General features: G+C 39.9%; 11 protein-coding genes and 1 riboswitch. Of the genes, 8 read left to right on the forward strand and 3 right to left on the reverse strand.

The annotated features are described in order from the left end of the window. Window positions 1–63: 63 nt before the first annotated feature. The gene (locus tag AC1M9L_RS06930) at window positions 64–1,902 is read right to left on the reverse strand and encodes a TonB-dependent receptor plug domain-containing protein (protein WP_481591710.1); all 1,839 of its coding nucleotides are present in this window, start codon (window positions 1,900–1,902) and stop codon (window positions 64–66) included. A gap of 37 nt (window positions 1,903–1,939) precedes the next feature. Beyond that, window positions 1,940–2,155: riboswitch (cobalamin riboswitch) on the reverse strand. 142 nt (window positions 2,156–2,297) lie between these two features. Here AC1M9L_RS06930 and AC1M9L_RS06935 point away from each other — a divergent pair. The 7 genes from AC1M9L_RS06935 (at window position 2,298) to AC1M9L_RS06965 (ending at window position 8,972) form a co-directional block, all read left to right on the forward strand. Further along, the gene (locus tag AC1M9L_RS06935; protein WP_481591711.1) at window positions 2,298–2,942 is read left to right on the forward strand and encodes a phosphoribosylanthranilate isomerase; all 645 of its coding nucleotides are present in this window, start codon (window positions 2,298–2,300) and stop codon (window positions 2,940–2,942) included. Next, window positions 2,923–4,167 (forward strand): tryptophan synthase subunit beta, encoded by a 1,245-nt coding sequence (gene trpB / locus AC1M9L_RS06940; RefSeq protein WP_035265544.1) that lies wholly within the window; start codon window positions 2,923–2,925, stop codon window positions 4,165–4,167. Before AC1M9L_RS06935 ends, trpB begins: the two co-directional genes overlap by 20 nt. Before the next feature lie 295 nt (window positions 4,168–4,462). Further along, window positions 4,463–4,741, forward strand: coding sequence for a hypothetical protein (locus AC1M9L_RS06945; RefSeq protein WP_481591712.1), 279 nt, complete (start codon window positions 4,463–4,465; stop codon window positions 4,739–4,741). Then, entirely contained in the window at window positions 4,720–5,232 is a 513-nt protein-coding gene (locus AC1M9L_RS06950) for a DUF1543 domain-containing protein (RefSeq protein ID WP_481591713.1), read from the forward strand. The genes AC1M9L_RS06945 and AC1M9L_RS06950 overlap by 22 nt, the downstream gene beginning before the upstream one ends. 230 nt (window positions 5,233–5,462) lie before the next feature. Beyond that, window positions 5,463–7,106, forward strand: a complete 1,644-nt coding sequence (locus tag AC1M9L_RS06955; protein WP_481591714.1) for a nitrite/sulfite reductase — start codon at window positions 5,463–5,465, stop codon at window positions 7,104–7,106. Next, entirely contained in the window at window positions 7,099–7,584 is a 486-nt protein-coding gene (locus AC1M9L_RS06960; RefSeq protein ID WP_481591715.1) for a DUF934 domain-containing protein, read from the forward strand. Before AC1M9L_RS06955 ends, AC1M9L_RS06960 begins: the two co-directional genes overlap by 8 nt. Before the next feature lie 401 nt (window positions 7,585–7,985). Beyond that, entirely contained in the window at window positions 7,986–8,972 is a 987-nt protein-coding gene (locus AC1M9L_RS06965) for a diaminopimelate dehydrogenase (protein ID WP_481591716.1), read from the forward strand. Window positions 8,973–9,082: 110 nt separating this feature from the next. Here AC1M9L_RS06965 and AC1M9L_RS06970 read toward each other — a convergent pair whose 3' ends face one another. Both AC1M9L_RS06970 and AC1M9L_RS06975 read right to left on the reverse strand, forming a co-directional pair. After that, window positions 9,083–10,258 (reverse strand): thiolase family protein, encoded by a 1,176-nt coding sequence (locus tag AC1M9L_RS06970; protein ID WP_481591717.1) that lies wholly within the window; start codon window positions 10,256–10,258, stop codon window positions 9,083–9,085. A gap of 101 nt (window positions 10,259–10,359) precedes the next feature. After that, window positions 10,360–10,890 carry a GspH/FimT family pseudopilin gene (locus tag AC1M9L_RS06975; RefSeq protein WP_481591718.1) on the reverse strand — a complete coding sequence of 177 codons (531 nt, stop codon included), beginning with the start codon at window positions 10,888–10,890 and terminating at the stop codon, window positions 10,360–10,362. 372 nt (window positions 10,891–11,262) lie between these two features. On the opposite strand from AC1M9L_RS06975, the gene omp38 reads away from it, so the two are divergent. Beyond that, the gene (gene omp38 / locus AC1M9L_RS06980; RefSeq protein ID WP_481591719.1) at window positions 11,263–12,318 is read left to right on the forward strand and encodes an outer membrane protein Omp38; all 1,056 of its coding nucleotides are present in this window, start codon (window positions 11,263–11,265) and stop codon (window positions 12,316–12,318) included. Window positions 12,319–12,350: the final 32 nt, after the last annotated feature.

Here is a 12,350-nt window from a genome sequence, read left to right on the forward strand (position 1 = left end):
ATGAAAAGAATCATGCCATAGGCATGACATGATTCTCAAAAGTATTTATGAGTCAAAGAATGCTTAGTATCTGAATGTCACACCAGCAGAAGCTAAACGTCCACCATTGACATAATATTGCTCACCAGCACTGTGAACAGTTTTATAGTTCACATCACCAACGTTTTCAATATTGGTAAACAGTTTTACATGCGGGTTAAGGTTCCAGAATGCATTTAAGTCTACTCGAGCATATCCTGGAATATCTTGGCTAAAATCCTTTGCTTTTGATTTGGCAACGAGCGAAGCACTTAAACCATAATTTGCATTTTGTAAACCTGCTGAAACAGTAACTGATTGACGAGGACGACGTAATAACTCAGTATTTTTTTCAGTATCTTCAGTTTTGATATATGTATAGCCTGCATTGATAAAGTACTGATCATTTGTCCACTGTGCTGTCAATTCACCGCCTGTCATTTGTGCTTTATCAACGTTTTGGTTTTGGTAAGTTGGGAACGTATTCACCCAATCGCCATCACAAGTACTGACGCAGATTGAATTAATTAGATTATCAACTTTGGTATAGAAAGCAGAAGCACCCAATGAAATATTAAGTGGGAGTTTTTGATCAATACCAATTTCATAAGAAATGCTTTCTTCTGGCTTAAGTTGTTCATTACCACCATAGGCATATAGATCATTTAATGTAGGTGCTTTAAATGCAGTGCCAATATTGGTGTAAATACTTGTTGTAGGAAGCAATTGGTATCTGAGTGCACCCTGCATGACTGTGTGTGAACCAAACTTTTCATTGTCTTCTAAGCGGATGCCAGCTTGCGTACTCAAGCCATCGGCTTGATATTGATGCTGAATATAGTAACCTGTTGAATTAATATCTTCGTTTAATGCATCGGTTTTAGCTTCAGTATTACGTTGGGTCACACCAACTAGAATATTTTGGGCTGGTACAAAATTCCATTTGCTATAAAGCTCAGCCTCTTGAGTCGTACTGTGTACAAAACTATTAGAAGTTACTTGCTCCAAATCATCTTTAAATTGGGATAAACGTGCATGAACTTCAAGCTGATCAGTTGGGTTAATGCGTCCCTTTGCATTTATGATTTCATTTTCAAAATCTTGACTTGAGAATGTACCCCAGTTGTTGTATTCCCCATTTCCTGAGTTCTGACTGAAATCTAAAGATGCAGCATAACGTTTTTGATCTATACCAAACTTGGCACTATAACCTTTTTGATCAAAGCTATAGTTACGTTTATCATTCATATTAAATACTGGCGTACCGTCAGTTTCTAATATTTGACCTCGAACTTGTGCATAGATGCCATTTTCAGCTAAATCTGCGCCAACAATCGATTTATAGGTGTTATTTTCACCAATTTCACCTGTAATAAAAGCTGTAGTTTTTTCTGGTGTGCGCGTGACAAATTGAACCACCCCTCCAATTGCATCAGTTCCATAAAGTACAGATGCTGGACCTTTTAGAACTTCAATTTGTTTAAGATCGGTGGTGTCTAAAAATGGAATCGAGGCAGCACCAGTTGTCGCTGTATTTAAGCGGACGCCGTCACGTAGCACTAGAGTTTGATTTGAATTCGTGCCTCGTAAAAAACTTGAAGTTTGTTGACCGTAACCGCCAGATTGAACCACGTTAATGCTAGGATCTGTTTTAAGTAGGTCTGGCAGAGCTTTAATTGGTGACTGTTCGAGAATCTGTGGCTGGATAATTGAAATACGTGCAGGTACGTTTTCAAGCTTTTCTTCTGAGCGAGTAGCTGTGATTACAATAGTTTCTAAAGTTGCATTAGAAGTTGTTTGTTCTTGAGCAAAAACTGATGTAGTAAAACCCATCGCAATAGCGATTGCACCAACCAAAGCTGTTGGTTGACATTGAATAGACATAACGTGCTCCATACATTCACTTCCCCGTGAATGATTGAGTGGAAGAACACAACAAGCAGGTATCCGGACTCAAATGTAGTAACTGGATTACTTACATTTCCACCTTCCCACATATGACATGCAGTGGTGTAGATCTCTAAAAATCAGAAATCTATTGAGAAATGCTTTTCATTTTTTACCGTTGCGGGGGCAGTGTTGGATTTTCACCAACTTCCCTAAAGCGATTGCTTTGACTTGTTGCAATTTGAGCGCAGTATAAAGAGCGCTTCTCATTTAAACAATCTTCACACCGAATATTCTGAGTGAACTTTACGCAAGATGAAAAAATTGCTTTACAATGAAGCGCCCAAAAATGATAGATCGGCTATGATGAGGGTGGATTAGAGCTAGAATAGATGCGAACTCGTGCAAAAATATGCGGAATTACCCGATTAGAAGATGTCCAAGCTGTTGTGCAAGCTGGTGCGGATGCCATAGGATTTGTGTTTTTTCCACCAAGTCCAAGACACGTAGATGTTGAGCAAGCATCACTGTTGGTTCAAGCGATTCCTGCTTATGTGCAATCAGTTGGATTATTTGTTAATAGTTCAGCCGAAGAGATCCAAAACATACTTAAAAAAGTCCCTTTAGATATTTTGCAGTTTCATGGCGATGAAAGTCCAGAACAGTGCAAACAAATTGCTCAAGCAGTGGGTCGCCGCTGGTATAAAGCAATTCAAGTAAAACCAGAACTGGATATCGTTGAAGAAATCAATAAATATCAAAAGTTTGGTGCGAGTGCTGTGTTGTTGGATGCATGGCATCCAGATTTAAAGGGCGGAACAGGCCACAGCTTTGATTGGACAACATTTCCAAAATTAAATATTCCATTGATCTTGGCAGGAGGACTAAACCCTGACAATATCGAGCAAGCAATTCTTACAACACAAGCATATGCTGTGGATGTGAGCGGCGGTGTAGAGTCCGCAAAAGGTATAAAAGACCAACAACTCGTAGAACGCTTTATGCAAGGAGTCCAACGTGGATCAGCAAACCGTTAATCAACAAGATCAAGTGATTGACTATACCCAATACCCTGATGCAAAAGGGCATTTCGGTATCCATGGCGGACGTTTTGTGTCAGAAACTCTAATGGCTGCACTAGAAGATCTAGAGCAACTGTATTTCCGAATGAAAAATGACGAACAGTTTTTGGCAGAATTCGACCGTGACCTCGCTTTTTATGTAGGTCGTCCAAGTCCGCTTTATTATGCTGAGCGATGGTCAAAGGAGTTGGGTGGTGCACAAATCTATCTAAAACGAGAAGACTTGAACCATACTGGCTCCCATAAAGTAAATAACACGATTGGTCAGGCTTTGCTGGCAAAGTTATCAGGCAAAAAACGTATTATTGCTGAGACTGGTGCAGGTCAACATGGTGTGGCAACAGCGACCATCGCAGCGCGTTTAGGGCTTGAATGTGTTGTATACATGGGTGCAGATGATGTGAAACGCCAAGCGATGAATGTATATCGTATGCGTTTATTGGGCGCGACTGTTGTTCCTGTCGAAAGTGGCTCTAAAACATTAAAAGATGCCATGAATGAAGCCATGCGTGATTGGGTAACAAATGTCGATTCTACTTATTATGTGATTGGTACAGTTGCAGGTCCACATCCATATCCTCAATTGGTACGTGATTTCCAATCGATCATTGGTCGTGAAGCACGTCGTCAAATTCAGGAACAAGCCGGTCGCTTACCTGATGCCCTCGTGGCGTGTGTCGGTGGTGGTTCAAATGCGATGGGCTTGTTCTATCCATTCCTGAATGATCAAGATGTGAAAATGTACGGTGTTGAAGCTGCTGGTTACGGTATTGAAACTGGTAAACACTCTGCTCCATTAAATGCTGGTCATGTTGGTGTGCTGCATGGTAACCGTACTTATCTGATGTCGGATGCACAAGGTCAGATTATTGAAACACACTCAATTTCAGCAGGTTTGGATTATCCTGGTGTAGGCCCAGAGCATAGCTTCTTAAAAGATATGAAGCGTGTTGAGTATGTTCCAATTAATGACAATGAAGCATTACAAGGCTTCCGTGACTTAACTAAGATTGAAGGTATTATTCCTGCACTTGAAAGTTCGCATGCGATGGCATATGTGACTAAGTTGGCTCCAACGATGTCTAAAGATCAAATTATTATTGCGACGGTTTCAGGTCGTGGTGATAAAGACTTAATGACAGTTGCACGCATTGATGGCGTGGAAATGGTAGAAATGTAATTCACCCTTTAAGTCTCTCCCTTTGGAATGAGAAGCACTGCTTCGTAAGGGGAGAGGTGCTATTTAGAAAATCGCATTTAAGCCATTGGATGCGATTTTTTTTATGCGCTCTAGAAAAGCTAAAACATTTTCCTAAAATTTGATTTTTGGATCGGCGACATGGATGTCGTCTGTATTTCTGTGATACAGGCAAGTATCATCAGAAATACAAAATGATTTTGTTACTTTTACCGAAAAAAAGTAAGGCAGTTTGGAGTGTGAATCTATTTGAGATTCAGATTTGAAGAGCTATTTCATGGACTTACTTTTACGTTACTTTGGAAAAGCCCAAGTAACCGAAGGCTTTCTGTTGAGCAGATATTACATTCTTGTAATACTGCTCAACGGGGGACATCCATGTCGCCACCACGTATCCAATATCGTTGAATTGGTCAGGTTAATCTTTAAAACCTGTATAAAAATCAGTAACACAGCCAATCCATTCTTTTCAGTAGTGGCAAATCCAAATTCAGGTATGATTAATGGTCTTGTCAAAGCCAAAGGAAATCAACCATGCCAAGCCTATTTCTTGTAATGCTCGGTGGTCGTCATGCACGTGCCAATACTGAAGTGCATGATGTGGTTTTGGCTGTTGGGGATTCACTAGAAGAAGTCTATCCTCAACTCAAAAATGCTTGGTTTGGTGAGCAGAAAGGCTTACATATTGATGCTTGGGCGAAGGTAAATGGAGTGGAATATAATGAGCAGCAATTCCAAATCCATTTTACTGATGCAGCTCCTAATGAAAACGAAATGAAACTCTGGTTGATTAATTTAGGTGGGTACCACGTTAATGAGTTCGGAGAGTTACATCGTTATGTATTAGTACCAGCTTTAAATACTGCATCGGCTAAAGAGCGTGGAAAATCATTCTTTGGAAAAGATTGGCAAAAACAGCATACAGATCGGGTTTTGGACGTTGATGATTGTATTGCCATTGATCATGTGCATGGTCGTTATGTGCAATTGATTGAGGGTCAATTTAAAGAAGGGTACTGGGAAAATACATACATCACGATCGGATAATTTTTAATAAAGAACAAATTTACTATCTATATGAATTTATGTGCTAAGAAAAGCCAAATAAAATCTTTATGTGGAATAAGTGCTAGAATCCAGAGCTTGTCAATATATCAGTGATTTGAGTGATTACATATCAATAAAACCGCTATTAAATATGTAAAAAACGCATTTTATTGATAGATGAATAAAAGCTATGCTGTGCTTCGTTAAAATTAAACTACTAGCTGTACGCCATGTATTTATATACTGATTTCGATCAGCAACTGATCAATGAACGTGTTGCACAATTCCGTGATCAAACGGAACGTTATTTAGCTGGAAAGCTTACTGAAGATGAATATCGTCCATTACGTTTACAAAATGGATTATATGTTCAGCGTTATGCGCCGATGCTTCGCGTCGCTGTACCTTATGGTTTGATGAACTCTAAACAGCTTCGTAAAATTGCTGAACTCGCTAAAGCGTATGACCGTGGTTATGCACACGTTTCTACTCGTCAAAACTTTCAATTTAACTGGCCAGCATTAGAAAATGTGCCAGACATGTTGCAAGAGTTGGCATCAGTTCAAATGCATGCGATTCAAACATCTGGTAACTGTATTCGTAATACAACAACAGACCAATATGCAGGTGTCGTTGCTGGTGAAATTGAAGATCCAAGACCGACATGCGAATTGATTCGTCAGTGGTCAACTTTCCATCCAGAATTTGCATTCTTGCCACGTAAGTTCAAGATCGCAGTTTCTGCACTTGCTGAAATCGACCGCGCTGCAACAGCATTTCATGATATCGGAGTGTATATCGTTCGCAATGAGGCGGGTGAAATGGGCTATAAAATCATGGTTGGCGGTGGTTTAGGTCGTACACCGATCATTGGTGCTGTGATCAAAGAGTGGTTGCCACGTGAAGACCTTATTGCTTACTTAGAAGCAGTGCTTCGTGTGTATAACTTACACGGTCGTCGTGATAACAAATATAAAGCTCGTATCAAAATCTTGGTAAAAGCTTTAACACCTGAGGTTTTTGCTGAAAAAGTTGAAGCTGAATTTGCACATACGATTAAAACTTTAAAAGTTGATGCAGACACTCTGGCGAAAATGGACCAGAACTTCACACCATTTGCGTACCAAGATTATGCAGATGAAGACTTCTCAGCACTGTTTGCTGCACATCCGAAATTCAAACAATGGTTTAACATCAATACCAATGCACACAAAGTTAAAGGTTACCGCATCGTAACAATTTCATTGAAACGTGCAGGCGTTGCACCGGGTGACGTGACCACTGAAGAAATGAACTTGATTGCTGATCTTGCAGATAAGTACACTTTTGGTGAATTGCGTACCACGCATGAGCAAAACATTGCCCTTGTCGATGTACCGCAAAAAGATTTATTTGAGCTTTGGACGATTCTTGAAAAGAATAACTTGGCTCGCGCGCACATTGGTTTCTTAACTGACATTATCTGCTGTCCAGGTGGTGATTTCTGTTCGTTGGCAAATGCGAAATCCATTCCAATTTCTGAAGCGATTTCACGCCGTTTTGATGATTTAGATACGATTTACAACTTAGGTAAATTAGACTTGAACATCTCAGGTTGTATGAATGCCTGTGGTCATCACCATGTGGGTAATATTGGTATTTTAGGTGTCGACAAGAAAGGCGCAGAATTCTACCAAATTACATTGGGTGGTAATGCAGACCATGATGCCTCAATCGGTGACATCTTAGGACCATCATTTGCTGCTGAAAAAGTACCAGATGTGGTGGAAGAAATTTTGAACACTTATCTTGATTTACGTCAAGAAGGTGAGGAGTTCATTGATACTTACCGTCGTGTAGGAATTCAACCATTTAAGGAGCGTGCATATGCTTAATACCGCACTACAAGTGCTCTCTAAGGATGGCACGATTGCAGACAATACTTATCAACTGATTGGTGAAGATGGCGTATTGCCACAAGGTGATGTGGTTTTAACGGTGGAGCAGTTAGACCAGCTTGCCAATGTTTCAGGTAAAAAAGCACTTTACCTAACCGTAGATGCTTCACCTGAAAATAATGAATTCCCACTTGATCAGCTTGATGCAATTTTTATTGAGTTTGCAGGTTTTAATGATGGTCGTGGGTATTCATTTGCCGCATTGTTACGTCGCCAAGGCTTCCAAGGCGAACTTCGTGCAACAGGTGATGTATTCAAAGACGTGTTGAACTACATGAAGCGTGCAGGTTTCGATACTTTCGTGATTAAAGAAGGTAAAGACATTGCAGAAGCAGTGGCAGGTTTAAACGACTTTACTCAACCTTATCAAGCGTCGACTGCTGTACCAAAACCAAATTATCAAACGGGTGCTTAATTTTATTAAGTGATAAAAAAGCTGAACTTAGGTTCAGCTTTTTTTATTTAATGGAAACAAGATTTAGGTATTCATAGTTCAGCCTAAGCGCTATTCAAAATGACACATAGAAGGTCAAAGTTTAATCAAATGTCTATTTAGAGCAGAATTTTTTAATTCATTCAGAAATATATAGCGACAAAGCCTTTAGTGCAGCGGTTTTTTATATGATTCAATTGATCGATTAACACTGATTTAAATGATAAATTTGCTCCAAAAAAGTGCAGTTTATTGTAGTATGTTAGTATTCATTTGATCATTTTTGGTGCGGGTTTTTCTCCATTCAATCAGACTGTTTTGCGGTATATGTTTAGTACTCAGTCTAGTGATCTTGCCATCATTTAAATAGTGAAGCAGTTGTTATGCAAAATTTGATTCGTATTGGTATTGTCGGTTATGGCAACCTCGGTCGTGGCGTTGAAACGTCAATTCACAAGAACCCAGATTTAGAGCTTGTGGGAATTTTTACACGCCGTGCACCTGAATCAGTGTCTCCTTGCTTTAGTGACACGAAAGTTTTTCATATGGATGACTTAAATGACCTTCAAGACAAAATTGATGTGTTGATCTTATGTGGTGGATCTAAAGATGATCTTCCAAAACAAACACCAGAATTGGCAAGTAAATTCAACACAGTAGATAGTTTTGATACGCATGCACGTATTCCTGAGTTTTTTGAAGCAGTGAATGAGCCTGCACTTGCTAACAAAAAAACGGCAATGATTTCGATTGGATGGGATCCAGGCATGTTCTCAATTAATCGTTTATTTGGTGAGGCATTATTACCAGATGGTGAAACCTATACTTTCTGGGGTAAGGGTTTGAGTCAAGGTCACTCAGATGCGATTCGCCGTGTGGCGGGTGTTAAAGCAGGTGTTCAATATACTATTCCATCACAAGATGCGATTGATAAAGTTCGTAGTGGTTCACGTCCTGTATTAACCACTAAAGAAAAACATACTCGTGAATGTTATGTTGTGCTTGAAAATGGTGCTGACGCTGAAGCCGTAAAGCAAGCGATTGTGACCATGCCAGACTATTTTGCAGATTACAACACGACTGTGAACTTCATTGATGAAGAAACGCTTCGTAACGAGCATAATCGTATGCCCCACGGCGGATTTGTCATTCGCAGTGGTCATAGTAGTGCAGAGCAGACTCAAGTAATGGAGTTTTCGTTGAAATTAGATAGCAATCCTGAGTTTACTGCAAGTGTACTTGTGGCTTATGCACGTGCATGCTACCGCATGAATCAAATGGGTCAATATGGCGCGAAAACTGCATTTGACGTTGCACCAGGCTTATTGTCAATGAAATCTCCAGAGCAACTTCGTAAAGAAATTCTTTAAGTCTAATAATTCAAAGTTATGCTTTGAATTGAGATTATAAAAAAGCCTCTAGCTAAGTAGAGGCTTTTTGATTTCCCCTCCTTTAGTCAAGGAGGGGTTAGGGGGGAGATTTAGATTAACTCAATCGCTACTGCAGTTGCTTCGCCACCACCGATACAAAGCGCAGCAATACCACGTTTACCACTTGTGCGTTTAAGTGCATGGATTAACGTTAAAATAATCCGTGAACCTGTAGATCCTACTGGATGTCCTAAAGCACATGCTCCGCCGTTGATATTTACTTTTTCAGGGTCGAGTTTGAACTCATCAATAGGACACATCGTGACCATTGCAAAAGCTTCGTTGATTTCCCAAAGGTCGACTTCTGCGACATTCCAACCTGTTTTATCGAGAACCTTTTGGATTGCACCGACTGGTGCAATCGTAAATTCAGACGGATGTTGTGAATTAGAAGCATATGCCACAATTTTGGCTAAAGGATTTAAACCCTTTGCATGTGCTTGCTCAGATGAGCTGATAACCAAGGCTGAAGCACCATCAGAGATCGAGCTGGCATTGGCAGCAGTGATCGTACCATCTTTAGCAAAAGCAGGACGTAGAGTTGGGATTTTATCGATGTTTGCGTTAAAAGGTTGCTCATCTTTATCTACAATGACATCTCCTTTACGAGTTGAAACAGTCACAGGAACGATTTCATCATTGAAGTAACCTTCAGTAATCGCAGTTTGAGCGCGTCTTAATGAACGTATTGCAAAGTCATCCATTTGCTCACGGGTATAGCCTTTAGTGTTGGCCATATCTTGAGCAAATGAGCCCATCAAACGACCAGTTTCAGCATCTTCTAAACCATCGAAGAACATATGATCTTTGATTTCACCATGACCCATGCGGTAACCACCACGTGCTTTAGGTAAGACGTAAGGAGCGTTGGTCATAGACTCCATACCACCTGCAACCACAAAATTTGCTGAACCAGCTTTAATCATATCAGCTGCTTGCATCACAGCTTTCATGCCTGACCCACATAATTTATTGATTGTCACTGCACCTGTCGAGTCAGGTAGTCCAGCTTTGCGCATGGCTTGGCGAGCAGGGCCTTGTTTTAAACCTGCAGGCAAAACGCAACCCATAATGACTTCTTCAATGTCTGCTGGCAGCAAACCCGAGCGTGAGATAGCCTCTTTAATGGTCACTGCACCCAGTTCTGGTGCAGTCACACTTGATAAACTTCCCTGAAAGCCGCCCATTGCTGTACGTGCACCATTAAGGATGACGATATCAGTCATTATTCTCTCCAGTTTATTTAGCTTTGTTTTACAGCTTGAGTATATGTAATATCAGGCCAATTAATATTGGCTATAGTGTGTAAAATGTGACTGATAAGTTGTCATTCACATGTCTTAGTTTCTTCAAGACGAGTCTGTCCCATCATTGAAAGTCTAACGATTAGATTTGATTTATTTGAATGTGCACAGTATTTAAAATGTCCCATTGATCCACGTGGTAAACCAGAGTCTGGTTGGAAGGTGATCGTATTCTTGCTGGTAACACCACCTTTCCAACTGAAATCACCATATTGGTAATCTGTCGAAGTTGCTTGAATAAGCTTTTCGTGAGGATCGAATTGTTGATTGTGATTCTGATCTAGAAAGATGATAAACCCTTTATGCCATTGACTGTTCGTACACGATTTTAACTCTTGAGAAGCACAGATAATCACAGGGCTTCGGTAACTTACAGCATTGGCTTTAGCTTGGCTGATGGCCTGCCGTACCGTGCTAAGAATTTGCGCCCTTTCTTGATTTTCACGAAATTCATGATAATGAGGGAGTGCTAACATCACAAGAATACTAATAATGACGATCGTGAAAATGAGTTCTAAAAGGGTAAAAGCAAGAGATTTACAATAGGAATACATTTTAAAGCTTCTAGTATTTGTTAATTATTTGAATTTATAGATAATCTTGGTGAAGTTATATTATAAGCTGAAGTGCTAAAAAATGATTACTATCACCTTTGAATGCTGTTAATATACCAAAAATGAAAAGATAAGTTATTCATGCAGATAAATTGAGTAAAAAATTACCGAATTACAACGGAAATTGTAAGTAATTTTGTCAATAATTTACTTGATTAAAGTAATCAAACACTTGGAATTCACTTTAAGTGTTTGTATGATTCAACATGAGTAGCTTAAAAAAAATACTGGGGTATAAAAAAGCCTATCTCAGGAAGCCATAATTATTTTAGGCTGAGCTTGAAAAACAATTGTTATCTCTGGAGGATATCCATGAAATTGAGTCGTATCGCACTTGCTATGCTTGTTGCTGCTCCATTCGCTGCTGCTAATGCTGGTGTAACTGTTACTCCACTATTAGTGGGTTACACATTCCAAGACACTAAACATAACAATGGTGTCGATCATTTAACTGGCACTCAAAATACAAGTGGTCCTGAACTGCAAGACGATTTATTTGTTGGTGCTGCGTTAGGTATTGAGCTCACTCCATGGTTGGGTTTTGAAGCTGAATATAACCAAGTAAAAGGTGATATTGATTTCGCTCCTACAGCTGATGCTGAATATAAGCAAACTCAAATCAATGGTAACTTTTACGCTACTTCTGATTTGATTACTAAGAACTATGATAGCAAGATCAAGCCATATGTTCTTTTGGGTGCTGGTCATTACAAGTATGAATATGAAGGCATGAATGGTCTTAAAGACGACGAAGGTACTTTAGGTAATGCGGGTGTGGGTGCTTTCTGGCGCTTAAATGATGCTCTATCTCTTCGTACAGAAGCTCGTGCAACTTATAACATCGACGAAGATTTCTGGAACTACACAGCACTTGCTGGTCTTAACGTAGTTTTAGGCGGTCACTTGAAGCCTGCTGCTGAAGTAGTAGAAGTTGCTCCAGTTCAACCAGCTCCAGCTCCAGTTCAACCAGCTCCACAAGAGTTGACTGAAGATCTTAACATGGAACTTCGCGTATTCTTCGATACGAACAAGTCTAACATCAAAGATCAGTACAAGCCTGAAATTGCTAAAGTAGCAGAAAAATTAAACGAATATCCAAATGCAACTGCTCGTATTGAAGGTCACACTGATAATACTGGTCCACGTGCGTTGAACGAACGTTTATCTTTAGCTCGTGCTAACTCTGTGAAATCTGCTCTTGTAAGCGAATACAACATTGACGCTTCTCGTTTAGCGACTCAAGGTTTCGCTTGGGATCAACCAATTGCTGACAACGCAACTAAAGAAGGTCGTGCGATGAACCGTCGTGTATTCGCTACGATTTCTGGTAGCCGTACAGTAGTTGCTCAACCTCAAGCAGCACAATAATCTTTAATTGATTATTAAGAACAGCTCTTCGG

The organism is Acinetobacter sp. ANC_7511, assembly GCF_056779975.1.